The sequence below is a fragment of the Vibrio sp. TMPB1044 genome, assembly GCF_030442075.1.
GTDB lineage: Bacteria > Pseudomonadota > Gammaproteobacteria > Enterobacterales > Vibrionaceae > Vibrio > Vibrio satsumensis.
Map to the genome: position 1 here is coordinate 174,051 of NZ_JAUJED010000015.1, position 16,661 is coordinate 190,711.

15 protein-coding genes are annotated in these 16,661 nt (G+C 43.3%); 6 read left to right on the forward strand and 9 right to left on the reverse strand.

Annotated features, from left to right (window positions below):
* Positions 1 to 85: 85 nt before the first annotated feature.
* The 4 genes from QQ041_RS10175 to QQ041_RS10190 all read right to left on the reverse strand — a co-directional run bounded on the left by QQ041_RS10175 (position 86) and on the right by QQ041_RS10190 (position 4,122).
* Positions 86 to 769: a hypothetical protein gene (locus tag QQ041_RS10175; protein ID WP_285953811.1), complete on the reverse strand. Its 684-nt coding sequence runs from the start codon at positions 767 to 769 to the stop codon at positions 86 to 88.
* Between the two features lie 312 nt (positions 770 to 1,081).
* A complete protein-coding gene (secF, locus tag QQ041_RS10180) occupies positions 1,082 to 2,023 on the reverse strand; it encodes a protein translocase subunit SecF (RefSeq protein WP_285953812.1) in 942 nt (313 codons plus the stop codon).
* Entirely contained in the window at positions 2,010 to 3,770 is a 1,761-nt protein-coding gene (gene secD, locus QQ041_RS10185) for a protein translocase subunit SecD (protein WP_285953813.1), read from the reverse strand. Before secD ends, secF begins: the two co-directional genes overlap by 14 nt.
* A gap of 10 nt (positions 3,771 to 3,780) precedes the next feature.
* On the reverse strand, positions 3,781 to 4,122 hold the full coding sequence (locus tag QQ041_RS10190; protein WP_186728050.1) for a DUF1214 domain-containing protein: 342 nt from the start codon (positions 4,120 to 4,122) through the stop codon (positions 3,781 to 3,783).
* Positions 4,123 to 4,544: 422 nt separating this feature from the next.
* Between QQ041_RS10190 and QQ041_RS10195 the strand changes: the two genes are divergently transcribed.
* Positions 4,545 to 4,907 carry a hypothetical protein gene (locus QQ041_RS10195; RefSeq protein WP_285953814.1) on the forward strand — a complete coding sequence of 121 codons (363 nt, stop codon included), beginning with the start codon at positions 4,545 to 4,547 and terminating at the stop codon, positions 4,905 to 4,907.
* Positions 4,908 to 4,957: 50 nt separating this feature from the next.
* Here QQ041_RS10195 and QQ041_RS10200 read toward each other — a convergent pair whose 3' ends face one another.
* Positions 4,958 to 5,746: a helix-turn-helix domain-containing protein gene (locus QQ041_RS10200; protein WP_285953815.1), complete on the reverse strand. Its 789-nt coding sequence runs from the start codon at positions 5,744 to 5,746 to the stop codon at positions 4,958 to 4,960.
* 98 nt (positions 5,747 to 5,844) lie between these two features.
* On the opposite strand from QQ041_RS10200, the gene QQ041_RS10205 reads away from it, so the two are divergent.
* The 4 genes from QQ041_RS10205 to QQ041_RS10220 all read left to right on the forward strand — a co-directional run bounded on the left by QQ041_RS10205 (position 5,845) and on the right by QQ041_RS10220 (position 9,937).
* A complete protein-coding gene (locus QQ041_RS10205; protein ID WP_146490983.1) occupies positions 5,845 to 6,738 on the forward strand; it encodes a DMT family transporter in 894 nt (297 codons plus the stop codon).
* A 193-nt stretch (positions 6,739 to 6,931) separates the two neighbouring features.
* Positions 6,932 to 8,554 (forward strand): peptide ABC transporter substrate-binding protein, encoded by a 1,623-nt coding sequence (locus QQ041_RS10210; protein WP_285953816.1) that lies wholly within the window; start codon positions 6,932 to 6,934, stop codon positions 8,552 to 8,554.
* Between the two features lie 384 nt (positions 8,555 to 8,938).
* On the forward strand, positions 8,939 to 9,442 hold the full coding sequence (locus tag QQ041_RS10215; RefSeq protein WP_019822926.1) for an acyl-CoA thioesterase: 504 nt from the start codon (positions 8,939 to 8,941) through the stop codon (positions 9,440 to 9,442).
* Positions 9,443 to 9,691: 249 nt separating this feature from the next.
* Positions 9,692 to 9,937 (forward strand): hypothetical protein, encoded by a 246-nt coding sequence (locus QQ041_RS10220; protein ID WP_017065644.1) that lies wholly within the window; start codon positions 9,692 to 9,694, stop codon positions 9,935 to 9,937.
* Positions 9,938 to 10,526: 589 nt separating this feature from the next.
* Here QQ041_RS10220 and malG read toward each other — a convergent pair.
* The 3 genes from malG to malE form a co-directional block, all read right to left on the reverse strand.
* Positions 10,527 to 11,417, reverse strand: a complete 891-nt coding sequence (gene malG / locus QQ041_RS10225) for a maltose ABC transporter permease MalG (RefSeq protein WP_048609790.1) — start codon at positions 11,415 to 11,417, stop codon at positions 10,527 to 10,529.
* Positions 11,418 to 11,428: 11 nt separating this feature from the next.
* Positions 11,429 to 13,000, reverse strand: a complete 1,572-nt coding sequence (malF, locus tag QQ041_RS10230) for a maltose ABC transporter permease MalF (RefSeq protein WP_060980587.1) — start codon at positions 12,998 to 13,000, stop codon at positions 11,429 to 11,431.
* 81 nt (positions 13,001 to 13,081) lie between these two features.
* Positions 13,082 to 14,266: a maltose/maltodextrin ABC transporter substrate-binding protein MalE gene (gene malE, locus QQ041_RS10235; RefSeq protein WP_017060048.1), complete on the reverse strand. Its 1,185-nt coding sequence runs from the start codon at positions 14,264 to 14,266 to the stop codon at positions 13,082 to 13,084.
* A 665-nt stretch (positions 14,267 to 14,931) separates the two neighbouring features.
* On the opposite strand from malE, the gene malK reads away from it, so the two are divergent.
* Positions 14,932 to 16,044: a maltose/maltodextrin ABC transporter ATP-binding protein MalK gene (gene malK / locus QQ041_RS10240; RefSeq protein ID WP_108082432.1), complete on the forward strand. Its 1,113-nt coding sequence runs from the start codon at positions 14,932 to 14,934 to the stop codon at positions 16,042 to 16,044.
* A 238-nt stretch (positions 16,045 to 16,282) separates the two neighbouring features.
* Here malK and QQ041_RS10245 read toward each other — a convergent pair whose 3' ends face one another.
* On the reverse strand, positions 16,283 to 16,483 hold the full coding sequence (locus QQ041_RS10245; protein ID WP_017065689.1) for a hypothetical protein: 201 nt from the start codon (positions 16,481 to 16,483) through the stop codon (positions 16,283 to 16,285).
* Positions 16,484 to 16,661 lie beyond the last annotated feature (178 nt).

A 16,661-nucleotide genomic window follows, 5' to 3' on the forward strand; every position in this document is an offset into this window, starting at 1 on the left:
TTAGCTAAACATATTATTAATTAAGTAACTGTACACTTCAAATTTAAGGTAAATACAGTCACTTAACAAAGGGGAATATTGTGGGTTAAAAGCTCATGTTGTAACTGATACCAGTATGGTGATCATTGTTTTCATCGTAACGATATGTCGCTTCAACAAACTGATTTGGCGCTAATTTGAAACCTAAATTGGTTTCAATAGATAAATCACGGTAACTCTCTTTACCGCCGACTTTCTGTTTTTGATCATTAAAGCTATAAGTGTATTCTGGTGTGACATCAAGCCAAACGACACTAGTGAATGCGTAGGTCATGGTCAGTGCTGCATTAGCTAAATAACTTGTGTTTGTCGATAAATCATTGGTATTAAAGCCTAGCCCCATTGATGGATAAAGGCTGAAGTTAGAGTCAATAGAGGTTGTTTTTATGGCATTAAAAAACACCGTATGTGAGTTTTTGCTTGTATCCTTGTAATCGGTATCCCATAGGTAATCCAACTGAAGAGCGGCATCGCTATCACTATTCGCTAATGTCGCAATAAAATTATGTTGGTAGAAATCATTAGAACCAATGTATTCAAACATGGTTGAACCATTGTTTAGATCCTGGCTTGCAGCAATGCCAGCTGTAAAACCATCACTATCATAACCTAGGTTCGCATAAGAGTAAGTCGACACTGGGTTTGAAAAGTCGATATTCTGGTTTGCATTCGCAACAGCTGAAAAAGTTAAAGGTAAAATAGCAGAGATAGTTAATACAATTTTTTTCATAATGTGTTCCTTAATATTTAATGTCGAGTAAATTGTACCTAACCAGCTATTGTTTACGACGAATTACAGAAATTCAAAATAGAGCTCACTGTAAATTATTAATAAACATACATTCGATAAAATGAGCACACTACTATTTTAAATTTTCAATAACATCCCAAATGGTCACCAATAGAAAATCTAAGATCTAAGATCTTAGATCATATTTGGTACATTAGACGAACGATGATGAATAATTCCTTTGGCACAAAAAAGGCTCCAATATAGGAGCCATAAGTTTTCAATTAGCTATTAGCTATAAACGATGAGATATTAACTATGAATAGGATTACCGCCTTCATCTAACAAAGGAGCTTTGGGCTTATAATGCTCAGAAGACAAACCGATCCTTTCCGGTATTGCTGTACCGATCACTAATGAAGACCAAGTGCCCACAATAATCCCAGCGAACAATGCAAACGCAAACCCACTTAATGTACCGCCTGCGATAAGGCCAATACTGCTTACCGTCAATAACGTGGTTCCAGACGTTACTAGAGTCCTAAACAATGACGATCGTATCGCTTGATCCGTAGATTCACTGGTACTCTGATTCGGTCTACGGGTCAGGTACTCACGAATTCGGTCTCCGATAACAATAGAGTCATTGAGCGAGTAACCCACAACAGCAAGCAATGCAGCAAGAGCGGTGAGATTAAATTCAATCGAAAACACCACAAACAATGCTAAAACCACCAGCACATCATGCAGTAGAGCAACAATCGCGCCCAGAGCTAATCGCCATTCAAAACGCACAGTTAAGTAAAACATAATGGCGATAGACGCAACAATCAGGGCTAAACCACCTTGCTCAAATAATTGCTCACCCACCTGCGCGCCAACAACTGAGCTCGACACTAGATTAAGCGGATGGCCTAGCTCCAACTCTACAGCTCTTAACCACTGCAACAACTCCAATTCACCCGTTCCGCCAATAGGAAACTGTAACTGCCAAGTTTGGTAGGTAACATCGGGCACTAGATTGGGTAATTCATCAAATACCGTATTCAAAGCTGATTGCATCGCTTCCAAGCTCACCGGGACATCAGCATTGACGACATGAGAGATACCACCGGTAAACTCAAGCCCAAGTGTAAACCCTTTGGTCGATATCAGGACAATTGATATAAACATCAACCCAAGTGAAACCAATAAACCGTTCCACCTTACTTTTGACCACTGAATATCAGCGACTCGTTGGTTAAGCTTTGTCATTGTCATGCCCCCAAAGTTTTGTCATCCACATTTGGCTATAGAGTAATCCCGTAAACATACTGGTTAAAAGTCCAATCCCTAGCGTTATTGCAAAGCCCTTCACGGCACCATAACCAATCGCAAACAGAATAATCGCAGTGATCAACGACGTAAGGTTTGCGTCAATAATCGTACTTCTGGCCTCTTTATAACCTCTCGGTATCGCACTCGCTAGCGATCTTCCTGAACGCATTTCTTCTTTGATTCGTTCAAACACTAGAACGTTAGTATCAACCGCCATGCCCATGGTGAGTACAAGGCCCGCAATACCCGGCAAAGTAAGCGTTGCTCCCGGTATCAATGATAAGAAACCCACAATCATGACAATGTTGGTGATAAGCGCGGCACAAGCTATAACACCGAACTTTCGGTACAAAACCAGCATCGACACAAATGTCAGAGCTAAACCTACCATCACCGCGAGCAAACCCTTTTGGATATTTTCTTCACCTAGGCTTGGACCAATCACTTGCTCATCAATAATGGTCACAGGTACGGTCAATGACCCAGAGCGTAGAATTAGCGCAAGGTCTTGTGCATCGGAAATTTGCCCGATACCCGTTATTCTAAAACGACTTCCTAATTGGCTTTGGATCGTAGCAATGTTGATCACTTCATGGCGTTGAACAAGTTGGTTGTTATGATCTTGATGATATTCGCTGTATAAGGTCGCCATAGGCTTACCGATGTTACTACGTGAGAAGTCAGACATTTTGCTGCCTCCCGCACTGCTCAACACTAGGTTCACTTCAGGTTGTCCAAACTCACCAACCGATGCGGATGCACCAATAATGTACTCTCCCGTTAACACCGGTTGCCTAGACAAGCGTACAGATTCCCCATCACGCGTAGTATGAGTCTGTGCAGCTTGGCTTGAATCAACAACCGTATGAAAAGAGATCGTCGCCGTCGCACCAATAACACGCTTCGCAACTTGAGGATCTTGAACGCCCGGAAGCTCTATCAATATACGGTCAGCCCCCTGACGCTGGGTGACGGCCTCAGTGATACCTAAACTTTCAATACGCTGGCGCATAATATTTAGGGTTTGCTGCATAGCGAGGCTTGCCTGCTCTTCTTTAATGCTTTCATCAAGCGTAAAACGTAATACGTTGCCGTTTACACTGATTTTCCATTCAGAAAACTGTGAACGCATGTGGTCGGTTACGCTTTGAATACTGTTTGAATCACGACTACTTAAATTAGTAATAATGATCGAGAATCCATTGTTATCTATGTCAGCAATTCGACTGCGAACCCCTTCTGCATGAGCCACGTGGCGAGCATTAGTCGATGTCGCTTCTACCAAACTTCTCACGCTATCATCTATTTCAACTTGCAGCATGAACTGCACGCCACCACGAAGATCTAATCCAAGGTTAATGGGTGTTAGCCCTACTTGGCTAAATAGCTGAGGTGCTGCACTGACGAATGAAAAATGAGAATGAGCTAACGGAAACGCCAATGACAATACCTGTTGTGCTTCTCGCTGTTCTTTTTTACTTTCAAAGATTAATGTAGTTTCGTCTTGTTGGTTCTCAACACCTAACGGAGTTATCTGATTTTTAACTAATGTGCTTAGCAAAGGCTCAATGGGTAATGAGCTATCAGCGTGATTAAGAACCAATGCAGGCTTTTCGCCAAAAAAGCTCGGTATGGCGCTAATCAATAAGAGAATTAGCAGGAAATAGGCAAATATTTTTTTCATGTTATCTACCCTATAAATACACATACTTCACGAGATAAAAGCTACCTTCTGGGGCTTGTAACCAGTTAGTAGCGTTCACATCACCAGGTCGGTACTTCGATATTTTGATCAGTAAGCTGCCATCGAGTTCTCGATGAAAATTCATGTTGTCGATATTGGTAATCAATTGCTGACCACCATCTGCTACCTCGTCACTTTGCCCATCCATGATAACAATCGACCACAAATCGCTTTCGGCTTCTTCCTTTGTAATTCGATACGTCAGAGATTGGTTATTACTGATTTGTTTGACATCACTCGTCGCTTCAATTTGAGGTTCACTGTCATAAATGAGCTTGGCGATTGCAGACACGTCCTCCAACATTGAGCTCGAAGACCATGCAAAACTTGAGAAAAAGCCGCTTACAAGAAGAGAGAATAACAAAAGATATTTATTGATATTTTTCATTGGGTTGACAACTGTTGATTGATGCTACTTAGATTCTTTTTTGAACCTATCTCCTTTGCTGCATTAGGTTTCCTTTCCTAGAAAACCATGAATGCAGTGATCATAAATAACCAACAGTGTCCTGAATATGGTTTACAGAAATTCAAATATGACTTGAGAGATTCACATTTGAATTTCTCTAATTCTTTGAGTCTTTAAGTGAAGTTAAGCAAACTCAATTCAAACGACATTGAGTTAAAAATTAACGTCTAATGCCAACTCAACATTTTCATTTTCATTTTCATTTTCATTTTGGCTGATTATTTAAATCCCGAGGAATCGATAACATGAAATTCAATATTATTTATCTCAATGATCGACGCTATAAGATCTACGATATCGGAGAGGGCCAAAGTGTGATGTTTATTTTCCACAGAGAGAAAAGCATGGCCGATTTAGAAGATATTGTAAGATTGAAGCTAAAAAAGCATCAACGAGTGATCATTGTCGATCTCAGTGATGATTTCCCTAGTGATATTTCAAAAGTGACTGAGGCAAATTGCCAAGCATTGATTGAAGATCTTCACCTACTTGCAGATATTTACTGGCTTGACGACGTAGCAGTAGAAAGCGATTACATTAACAAACCAATTATCGCAACGTTGACGACCCTGTTAGGTAACAGGTGCGTTGCTTTGACTACGTTATAATTGTGTCAAGGGGGAGGCTTGTCATGTTAGCCATGCGAGAGCAGCACGGGTTACAACAAACGGTTCTTATACTGTTCTGGCGTTTGGTTCGCGTAACGTTTGAACATGGTGATAAAAGGGCTTGCTTGGTTGTAACCCAATGTAAGAGCGACTTCCTTGACCGATTGCCCGTTTCTTAACAAATCCATTGAGTATAGGTAGCGCACTCGCAGTCGCCACTCGGTAAAGCTCATTCCAAGCTCCGTCTGGCAGTGGCGAGAAAGAGTTCTTTCCGTGGTGTGGACACGTTCAGCCCAGTCTTTCAGTGTCACTTCATCGGTTGGGTTTTCTTCAACAGAAGCCAATATTGGTGCTAGGTACTTATTGTCTGTTGAAGGCAAGAAGTGGTGTTCAACCTCACGCTGCGCAAGTTGGTCAAGCAGTACCTGAACGAGCCTTTGATCTTGCTCTGTTTCCGCAATATTTATTCCACGCTCGCGAAAGTCATCGATGATCGAAGACACAATGGGCGTGATCTTTATAAGACTGGTTTTTTCTGGCAGGTGTTGCGTGAGTTCTGGCGCGATATTTAGCGAGCAGTAGTCCAGAGGCTTACGGTTATAACTGCAATGCATCACCCCGGCTGGTACCCAAATCGCCAAATGCGGTGGTGCTAGAAATCGGGTGCTTTCCGCTTCCATCTCTAATATACCACCACTGATCAATTGAACCTGTCCCCATGAGTGGCTATGAACTCGGGTCTCAGTGTTCGAAAGAAACGCTTCAAAATTCATAAATACGTTGGATGGTGCCTTGTCAATTGATAAGGATGGGTGAAGGTTTCTGGAGTGTTTTTTCAAACTTGTCTTCCTATCGCGCCTGATGTCTTTCTAAAGATACTTGTAAGTATAACGACCTGTCAAACTAGCCGCATCAACTCATTTGCGACGGAATTCACATGCATTATCTCTTACCATTTTTTACAGTCTGTATCTGGGGCGCCAATGCAATCGTCAACAAGCTTGCTGCAAGCACCATAGAACCTAGCGCGATGAGTTTCTACCGCTGGTTTTTTGCGATGTTAATTCTCACGCCTTTCTGTATTCGCCCTGTGATGAAACAGTGGGCCGTCATTAAGCCAAACCTATCGAAGTTAGCGTTCCTCGGCTTTTTGGGCATGGTGTTGAACCAATCTCTAGGCTACTACGCAGGCTTAACCACAACCGCTTCCAACATGGCATTAATCACATCTTTAGTCCCATTGATCAGCGTGTTTCTAAGCGTTCCCTTGTTGCACAAGTCGATTTCTAGTTTGAGTATTGTTGGTGGTGTATTGTCACTGTCAGGCTTAGCACTGATGCTAGGCAAAGGCGATCCTCTGTTCTTCATCCATCAAGAATTGACCCAAGGCGATGGCTATATGCTGATTGCAGCCTTTGTTTATGCTTCTTACTGTGTGCTATTGAAACGCTGGAAAATGCCAATCAGTAGCTGGGTGGTGATTTACATGCAGGGGCTTTTTGCTGTCGCAATGCTAGCGCCACTTTGGCTTACCAGCGAACAGCTTTTACCACCGCAACAAGCGATCCCATTAATAGCTTACGCCGCGGTGGCCGCTTCGATTTTAGCACCTTGGATGTGGGTGAAAGCGATTGATACCATTGGTGCGGACTCAAGTGCGATGTTCATGAACTTGATGCCCGTTATCGCAATTGTATTAGCTTCCACTTGGCTAGGCGAAGAGATTAATCAGTTCCACATTATTGGTGGTGTAATGGTGATTTCGGGTGTCATCCTTGCACAAATCAAAAGAAAACCAAGGCTTGAGGCTCCTCTCCCTCAGCAAAGCTAAACGGATGGGACAACGCTCATATTAGGGCAAACACTCAAACTCACTTTTTCACAGTGCCTACTCCTAAAGTAGGCACTGTTGTTTTATTTACAAGTCTTTCAAATGCTTTTAATAAGCGTTCATTGTGGTTGCAACATGTTAACGAGTCAGGTTTAATGCATTGAGTACCGTTTAAGTTGTAAAAGGAATTACAATGACTCAACCAACGATCCCTGTGATCATCTCGTCCCTGCTTGCTTTATCATCTGCTTCAAGCTTTGCCGCCACTGTTCCTGCTGATACACCGTTAGCTGAGGAACAACATTTTGTACGTGGCAACGGTGCAGAGCCCAATACACTAGACCCTAGCTTCGTAAATTCAGGCATGCCCGGTGACATTATCGTCAATGATATGTTTGAAGGCTTTGTGATTGAGAACAGTGACGGGCAAATCATCCCAGGACAAGCCAAAGAATGGTCTATCAGCAAGGACGGAAAAACCGTGACGTTTGTGTTGAAAGAGAGCCTCAAGTGGTCGAATGGCGATCCAGTCACAGCGTCTGATTTTGTCTTTGGTTGGCAGCGCGCTGTGTCTCCTGAAACGGGTAACAACACGGGTTTTGTTTTTTCAACGGCTAACATCGTGAACGCTAGCGAGATTCTATCAGGAGACAAAGCTCCCTCTGAACTTGGCATCAAAGCATTAGATGAGCGCACGGTTGAGATTTTACTTTCAAAACCTACGCCCTACTTTATGAGTTTAATGAGCATCAAGACCTTTTTCCCTTTGCCTGCTAAGTTGGTTCAAGAGAAAGGTGACCAATGGACTCGCGCAGAAAATATCGCGACCAACGGTGCTTACACTTTGAGTAAATGGGTGCCCAACGAATACGCTGAAGTCGAGAGAAACCCAAATTATTGGGATGACACATCGACAGTCATCAATAAGGTAACCTATCTCGGCCTATCCTCTCAAAATGCCGAACTGATTCGTTACCAAGCTGGTGAGATCGATATGACCAATCGTGTTCAGCTTGAGTACTACCAGAAATTAATCCAAGAAAGTCCTGAGCAAATCAAAGCGCAAGCTCTATTGGGCTCATATGTTTATTCATTCAATACGCGCCAAGCGCCCTTTGATGACGTCAGAGTTCGTCAAGCACTGAGCATGGCCGTCAATCGTGAGATTCTGGTCGAGAAAGTTACAGGTCAAGGTGAGCCTGAAGCCTACAGCGTGACGCCGAATAATATTCCTGATTACATAGCGCCTTTATCCGAATTCAACTCTTTAGACAGCGCTCAGCGTTTAACAAAAGCCAAAATGCTACTGGAAGCAGCTGGATATAACGAGAACAACCCACTTAAATTCACACTGACATACAACACCAGTGAGAACCACAAGAAAATAGCTATTGCGATTGCATCAATGTGGAAACCACTTGGCGTAAAAGTTGAGTTAGAGAACATGGAATGGAAAGCGTATGTTGCAGCGAAAGGGGCTGGTGATTATCAGATTGCGCGCTCATGGGCGTTTGGTGACTACCCAGAACCTTCTGCATTGCTAGAAGCCTTCACTTGTGACCACACTGCAAATGAGAGTGGTTACTGTAACACCGATTATGATGAGCTCTTACAGCAAGCAAGTAAAACGGAAGAACAATCTAAACGCTTCGCTCTATACCAGCACGCAGAGTCGATACTTAACGAATCAGCAGCAGTTATGCCTTTATATCATTACAATCACACTCGATTAGTGCGAAATACACTAAAAGGTTTCCCCAATAATAATCCGAAAGGAAATATCTACGCGAAGGATCTATACTTTATCCAAGAGTAAAAATGAGCTGAATAACAAATATTTTTAACTACCACTTTAGTGGTAAAGAGGCTAGAATCATTTAACTAAACCAGATAAACAGCGGTTAGTTGGCTAAAACAAAATAAGGTACCGTAATGAGTACCACACGGCTTAGAAACACCTAGCATTACGCTAGGTGTTTTTTTTGCAATCAACCTTTCGAGCAACTTACTCGATAAAGTACACCTCTGTTGATGCATCACCTTTAACGCCTTTAAACGCCAATATTCACCAACTTATCACCTGTTCGAAAAAATAGTCTTAATCGTGAGATTATCCGCTTTAATTTATGTCATCTTAAGTATATTGTTATTAGCAAGTAACAAGCATGTTATGCAGTGCGATAATAATGAAGGAAAATAAATGAGCAGTAGCAATAGCCGACAAGATGGTAAACGAGACGTTACTCTGCGTTTTTTAGCTGAACCCGGGGATGTGAACTTTGGTGGTAAAGTTCATGGTGGTGCAGCAATGAAGTGGATCGATTTAGCAGCCTACGCTTGTTCCGCAGGTTGGAGCGGTAAATACTGTATAACAGCCTATGCAGGCGGAATTAGATTCGTTGCCCCAATTCACGTAGGCAACCTTGTGGAGGTAAGTGCAAAGGTCATATACACAGGTTCATCTTCAATGCATATCGCTATCGACGTTCAAGCCAGCGACCCTAAAGAGCTCAATAACCGCCTAACAACTCACTGTATCGTTATTATGGTCGCTGTCGATGAGAATGGTAATCCGACTAAAGTTCCAGAGTGGATCCCAGAGACGCCAGAAGACATCGAATTACGAGATTCGGCTATTCGTCTAATGAACATGCGAAAACAGATTGGTGAAGAGATGGAAGCGCACGTGAAGTACCTTAAGTAAAGCCCACCAACCGCTCTACCTTACAAAACCTTATTACTATGCCAAGTACCTGCTTGGCATTTGCTTATCTAACCCCTTAGCTCTATGTATCTATACAAGGCACGCCTATGAAAGCGTGATAGCCAGCCAAAGGTTGAAATGAATCGAAGCTGTCTCTCGGATTTATTTTAACTGTAATAAAGTCGTCATTTTGCTCTGTTTAAATACCGCCAATCATAATGGATGTATTTGAATTTCCCGGAGCCACTCTTGAGCGTCACACGCCCCACTCTTAGCGAATCTACACTGAACAATTTAAAGGCTGTTGAGTACCAATGGGTTAGAACTTTGTACGTCGAAGGCTACGACAGCAATGAAATCAACCACTACATCCAAACTTGTTTTGGCGGTGACCAGACGTTTGCGGATCTATTTCGCCGTGTGGCACTCGATCAAGAAAGCATCTATGTGCTGTTGCAGCATCTTGGTTGTGCTCCTTCTAGTAGAGAATTCTAATCCCAACATCTGATTCCCTCTTAGCTTTAAATCGAAACATGCTTCCAAGCAAATCAATAACCGGCAGTGATGATTACTCGCGATACATCAACAGTCGCCTGCCGTTATAGACATTTCCTGTGTAATCTGGCTAATCGTTGCATACAAATCATTGAAGTATCACGCATTGGATTATTAGCAATATATCAATAGATCGACAGCCCCTTATACTGAGTGTCTGATTTGTGAGACTCGTTCATGCCTTCAAGTAAGAGGAATGAGTCAAGAAAAGCGTAGAAGAGAAGTGACTCGAAGCTTTTAATACTAAAGCGCTTATCAGCACAATAACGGTGATGAATACAAGAGTTGACGAGTAACGCTGACACAAAAAACAAAAAGTAGTAGGCATAAAAAAACCCAAGTAAATACCTGGGTTAGAGTTACAAAAACCACTAATCATTAATAGCGTAAGGAACCTGATTAGTAGCCAGCTATGCGTAACCTGAGGGTTATTTTTATTACTGATCGGCGGCCAAACCAAATGATGTAATAAAAATGCCAATATAGAGCGACCTAACGGTCGCTCTTTTTCTTTCTTATAGGGTATAGCTTATCCTTTTACACCACCTGCCGTCAAACCGCCAACTAACCAACGTTGAGCAAGTAAGAACACGATAGTAATCGGAAGAGCTGATAGTACAGCCGCTGCCGCAAAGTCACCCCAAAGATAGTTCTGAGGGTATAGGTACTGCTGCATACCTACTGCTAGCGTATAAGAGTTCACATCTGTAAGTAGGATAGACGCTACTGGCACCTCACCCACTGTCGCGATGAAAGATAGGATAAACACAACCGCTAGGATTGGCACAGACAGCGGTAGTAGAACCAGTCTGAATGCTTGCCAAGGCGTTGCACCATCAAGGGCTGCAGCCTCTTCCAGAGAGTTATCAATCGTTTCAAAGTAACCTTTAATCGTCCATACGTGCAGTGCAATACCACCTAGGTAAGAGAAGATTAGACCACCGTGTGTGTTCAAGCCTAAGAACGGGATGTATTGACCAAGTTTGTCAAACAGCGCGTAGATTGCTACTAGAGCCAGTACTGCAGGGAACATTTGGAAAATCATCATCGCTTTCAGGATAGTTTCTTTACCTTTGAAGCGCATACGAGCAAATGCGTAAGCCGATGTCGTTGACAGTGCCACGATTAAAATCGAAGTAACACCTGCCACTTTAATCGAGTTCCACAACCAAGTCAGTACTGGGAACGGAGGTGCCGTTACCGAGCCATCTGCGTTCGTCACTGAAATACCCAAAGCTAGCTTCCAGTGTTCCAATGATGGGTTATCTGGAATCAAACTACCGGTTGCGAAGTTACCTTCACGGAACGAGATCGCGATGATCATCAGTAGTGGGAAGATAATCATTGCCAAGAAGCACCACAACACTGCATGCGTTGCCCACACTCGGTATTTAAGGCCTTTACCTTGTACCATAGCCATTGTCGAGCTCCTTAATCTTGAGACAGTTTAGTGAAACGAAGGTTTAGTAACGCTAGTGCACCAACCAATAGGAAGATAAGCGTTGCGATAGCACTTGCTAGACCGAAGTCTTGACCGCCGCCGCCTTCGAATGCAATTCGGTACGTGTAGCTTACAAGCAAGTCTGTGTAACCCGCTGGCTCAGAAGTACCAATCATGTTCGGGCCACCGTTCGTCAATAGTTGAATCATTACGAAGTTGTTGAAGTTAAAGGCAAACGCTGCAATCAATAGCGGTGTAAGCGGTTTAATCATCAATGGGAACGTAATGCGCTTGAAGTTATCAAGGAAGTTCGCACCATCGATTGCTGAAGCTTCGTATAAATCATCAGGAATCGCTTTAAGCAGACCCATACATAGAATCATCATGTAAGGGAAACCGAGCCATGTGTTAACCATCAACACCATGGTTTTCGCAAGAATCGGGTCTGAGAACCAGTTCGGGCTTAAGCCGAAGATATTCTCGAGCACCATGTTGATCTCACCAAAGCTTTGGTTGAATAGACCCTTAAAGATAAGAATCGAGATGAACGCAGGTACGGCGTAAGGCAAAATCAGTAGAACACGATAAATAGAACGACCTTTCAACTCTTCCCATTGCACGATGTTAGCCAGTACAAGGCCGATAACTAGCGTGAAGGCAACAGTACATACCGAGAAGATAACCGTCCAAATAAAGATGCTGATAAACGGTTCTTTAATGCCGTCATCTTTCCATACACGCTCAAAGTTATGCGTACCAATGCTAACCACGAAACCTGGAGAGATGGTATTACCCGTAAACTCACCGTTTGCATCAACAGGCTGGTAGAAACCCACATCCATATTTGGCTTGAGAACTTCACCCGTTTCATTGTTGATTAACGTTTCTTCATCGTCTTGTAGCGTGTAAAGCGGAGCAACAGAAGCAAACTTACGTAAGCCACTCATGCGGATGTCACCACCGTCCGGTAGATTGAAATCAACACCACTGATCGCTGCTCGGTTTTGGATGATTGCTTTGATCTTCTCTTTTTCACCTTGCGTAGACTCGATGACAGATAGGTCCATCTCTGTTGCTGTCATATTGTCTAGAGAAAATACGTCAGTCGCTAACAGTTGGTCGCCATCTTTTACGACGATCTGGTGACCGTCATCTGTCTTGTACAAAGTAAATGGGTAGCTCTCACCGCTTTGGAAAGAACGGTCTAAAAGAACGGTTTGAGTGCGCTCTAGAGAAAGCTGGTTTTTCGCGCTATAGTTAGTAAACGCAAGCCCTACGGTGTATGCCAATGGGAAAAGAATGAACAAGATCATTCCGGCAATACCTGGGTAAATATAACGGTGGGCGTAAGTTTTTTTACTACCAAAAATGTAAAGTGCCAAAGCCGTTAAGATCACTGTAAGCAGCGCAAAAGCGAGCTCACCGCGAGAATACATTAGAATTGTAGCGTAGCCGTTTATTAAGCCAACGCTACCAAGCAACCCCCATTTGATGAAGACGCTTTTACTGCCTGGAAGGCTTGATGGTGCTGGGATAGCATCTGTACCTTGAACTGACTGCATAGAGGAACCTGCTAGCGATATAGATAAAAAATAGAAAAGTAAGGAGAGGTTACCCCCTCCTTAAAAGGTAGTGCCTGGGTGTTACTTAACCATACGACCTTCAGCAGCTTTTAGTGCTTGGTCTACTGATTGACGGCCGTCAACTACGTTGCCGATCGCTTCTTCCATGCTGTACCAGAATGTTGTGAACTGAGGGATGTTAGGCATAATTTCACCGTTCATCGCGTTGTCCATTGTTGCTGCAATACGAGTATCGCTGTCTAGTTGACGTTGGAAAGAGTTAAGAGCAACAGCGCCTAGTGGCTTGTCGTCGTTCAGGCTCTTCATACCTTCATCTGTTAGTAAGTAGTTTTCCATGAACTCAACAGCTAGGTCGCGGTTTGGAGACGCAGTGCTGATACCACCCGCCCATACACCAACGAAAGGTTTAGACGCTTTGCCGTTGAACTTAGGTAAAGTTGTTACACCGTAATCTACGCCGGCTTTCTTGATGTTTTCCCAACCCCAAGGACCATTAATTGTCATTGCAACGTTACCCGCAACAAATTCAGACTCAGCAACTGAGTAATCCATGTCTGCAGAGATAACTTTGTCTTGTACCATCTTCTCGATGAAACCTAGAGACTTCTGAACACCGTCAGTCGCTACGCCCGCATCTTTAATGTCGTAACCTTCTGCAGTTTGTTTGAATGCGTAACCGCCGTCAGCTGCAAGTAGAGGCCATGTGAAGTAAGCGCCGCCACGTAGAGGCCACATGATCGCTTTTTTGCCATCTTTTTTAAGTTCAGCATCAAGTGCTGGTATTTCTTCCCAAGACTTAGGCGGGTTAGGAACAAGCGCTTTGTTATAAATTAGAGAAACTGACTCAACCGCTACAGGGTATGCGATTGTTTTACCTTCGTATGAAACAGCGTCCCATGCGAAGTCTACGATACCTTCTTTAGTTTCTTTAGAAGGTTTGATATCAACAAGAAGTCCCGCTTCTGCATAGCCGCCAAAACGGTCATGTGCGTAGAAGATCATATCTGGGCCATCGCCAGCTGCTGCTACTTGAGGGAATTTCTCTTCTAGCTTGTCAGGGAAAGCGACGGTTACTTTAACACCAGTATCTTCTTCGAAGCGTTTACCTACTTCAGCCATGCCTTCATAAGCTTTGTCACCACCTACCCAGATTGTTAGTTGTCCTTCTTCGATAGCAGCATTTGCACCAAAAGAACCCAGAGCAACTATTGTACCTAGAGCTACAGCGCTTAGAGCGTTTTTCATGTGAATATCCTTTTTATATTTATACGTAGGGCACATCTACCAAGACGAGCCAGTTTTCGGAGGTTATGATCTGAGAAAACAGACCCTAGCTCATCATCCTAGCCACTACGCCCTAGCTATTATGGCTTAAATTCGTGATCGCCATCCGGTCAGATTAGAGACTGCAATCACAAAACGCATAGTCATCGTGATCAACATCACCGTTATGTGGTGGATTTATTTGAACTGGATCGCCAATTATTAATAACCCTGTATATCTACTCCTCCCCTCCTACTCCCCCTAGTTAATTTTCCATTAGGAGGATGTACCCTTACGCCATTTCACCGAAACTGCATTCATCCAAGAGTGGATAGTAAGAACCCTTTACCGGCAAGTGTTATGCGTTGACGCATTATTCATTTAGTTGGCTTCACTGCCCGCTGGTGTCTTATTATTAGCATCGAGCTAAATCTGTGATTGAATCACGGGGGAGGTTTAGCTGGATGTGGGGGAAATGGGCATCAGTTTGGCTATGACGGGTGGGCTTGGTTAAAGAAGCCAAGTCTCACCCACTTTTTTCTTACTCACTCAATACTTACCAATTCCTACAGTTACTGCTGACCCAAAAATTTCTTATAATGATAAGCAGTAAAACTTAAAATTTGATCGATCGAGGACAAGCTAGATGGCGAGTGTCACGTTAAAAAACGTTTATAAATCATATGGTGATGTACAGATTTCTAAGGACGTAACCTTAGACATCAACGAAGGTGAATTCGTAGTATTCGTAGGACCATCAGGTTGTGGTAAATCGACGCTATTACGTTGTATCGCAGGTCTAGAAGACATTACGTCTGGTGATTTGTACATTGGCGACCAGCGCATGAATGACGTTGAACCGTCAAAGCGTGGTGTGGGTATGGTATTCCAATCATACGCGCTTTACCCTCACCTTAACCTATACGACAACATGTCTTTCGGTCTGAAGCTAGCAAACGCAAATAAAGCTGAGATCGACAAACGCGTTGAACATGCTGCAGAAATCCTTCAGCTTGGTCACCTTCTTGAGCGCCAACCTAAAGCGCTTTCTGGTGGTCAGCGTCAACGTGTTGCGATTGGTCGTACTCTGGTTTCTCAACCAAACGTATTCCTACTTGATGAGCCTCTATCAAACCTAGATGCTGCACTACGTGTTCAAATGCGTTCGCAAATCACCAAGCTACAGCGTCAACTGGGTTGTACCATGATCTACGTTACCCACGACCAAGTGGAAGCGATGACAATGGCGGATAAGATCGTTGTTCTTGATGGTGGTTATGTATCTCAAGTCGGTAAGCCGCTTGACCTTTACCACTACCCTCAAAACCGTTTCGTTGCTGGCTTTATTGGTTCACCGAAGATGAACTTCATGTCGGTACACATTGAGCAAGCTGAAGCAGAGCGCGTATTGGTACAGCTTTCTAACGGTATGACTTTCTGGATTCCTGTTGACGGGACGACGGTTAATGCTGGCGATCGTATGTCGCTGGGTATTCGCCCTGAACACTTGATGTCTGCTGAAGCAGGTGACGCGACAATTGAAGCTGAAGTGATGATGGTTGAGAAGCTAGGTAACGAAACTCAGGTTTACCTAAACCTTGAAAGTGCCGATGCTGACGTTATCTATCGCCAGCCAGACACGTTAACAATCGAATCTGGTGACAAGTTGGCGATTGGTATTCCAGCGCACCGTTGTCACCTATTCCACAGCGATGGCCGCGCATGTCGTCGTTTGTACAAAGAGTATGGCACAGACTAATCGCTTAGCCTTTTAGGATATAACTTGCCCATATCGAATCCCTCTTACTCAGTAAGGGGGATTTTTTATGTGTTGGAGACAATTTTACTTACATTGAATCGTTCGTGAATCAACCATTTTTCTTGAGCTAGCTGCAATAAAAAAGGCCTAGCAACTGCTAGACCTTTATCTGTTAGTCAGGCAATAAACCCAACCGCTAATATCACTTCTTTCAGACAAAAGACCTGCCTAAATCAACTTAATGGATTGGCGTATCACTTGTTTTGTTGAACTGGCCAAAATGCTTTTCTAACACTTCTGGTGTTAGTTTGCCTTCCGCTTCTAGTCGCTTGAACTCAGCAACAATTGCTTTTTGCTCTTCAAGTGATGGCAGTTTCACCTCAGGCTCATCGCCCATCTCTTGAGTCATCTGCTCTAGTTCTTTTTCAAAATCGCTCATGATACTTACCTAAATATTAAACCTAACCAGATTTTACTCATTTACGCTCTGTGATGCTAGAGCGATTAAGTGCAAAGCCCGAAACCAGATCAAGCTAAGGCCAGTTAGAAGAAAACAAGCCCCTAAATAAAAAGAGCTGGATTCACGATTAAATGAATCCAGCTCTTCGTCTGTGTCC

What these genes read in the sequence shown, in the direction of transcription:
- QQ041_RS10175 (WP_285953811.1), bottom strand. Translation starts at nt 769, where the DNA reads ATGAAAAAAATTGTATTAACTATCTCTGCTATTTTACCTTTAACTTTT.
- QQ041_RS10215 (WP_019822926.1), top strand. Translation starts at nt 8,939, where the DNA reads ATGAGCAGTAGCAATAGCCGACAAGATGGTAAACGAGACGTTACTCTG.
- QQ041_RS10245 (WP_017065689.1), bottom strand. Translation starts at nt 16,483, where the DNA reads ATGAGCGATTTTGAAAAAGAACTAGAGCAGATGACTCAAGAGATGGGC.
- QQ041_RS10205 (WP_146490983.1), top strand. Translation starts at nt 5,845, where the DNA reads ATGCATTATCTCTTACCATTTTTTACAGTCTGTATCTGGGGCGCCAAT.
- malG (WP_048609790.1), bottom strand. Translation starts at nt 11,417, where the DNA reads ATGGCTATGGTACAAGGTAAAGGCCTTAAATACCGAGTGTGGGCAACG.
- QQ041_RS10195 (WP_285953814.1), top strand. Translation starts at nt 4,545, where the DNA reads ATGAAATTCAATATTATTTATCTCAATGATCGACGCTATAAGATCTAC.
- malE (WP_017060048.1), bottom strand. Translation starts at nt 14,266, where the DNA reads ATGAAAAACGCTCTAAGCGCTGTAGCTCTAGGTACAATAGTTGCTCTG.
- secF (WP_285953812.1), bottom strand. Translation starts at nt 2,023, where the DNA reads ATGACAAAGCTTAACCAACGAGTCGCTGATATTCAGTGGTCAAAAGTA.
- malF (WP_060980587.1), bottom strand. Translation starts at nt 13,000, where the DNA reads ATGCAGTCAGTTCAAGGTACAGATGCTATCCCAGCACCATCAAGCCTT.
- malK (WP_108082432.1), top strand. Translation starts at nt 14,932, where the DNA reads ATGGCGAGTGTCACGTTAAAAAACGTTTATAAATCATATGGTGATGTA.
- QQ041_RS10210 (WP_285953816.1), top strand. Translation starts at nt 6,932, where the DNA reads ATGACTCAACCAACGATCCCTGTGATCATCTCGTCCCTGCTTGCTTTA.
- secD (WP_285953813.1), bottom strand. Translation starts at nt 3,770, where the DNA reads ATGAAAAAAATATTTGCCTATTTCCTGCTAATTCTCTTATTGATTAGC.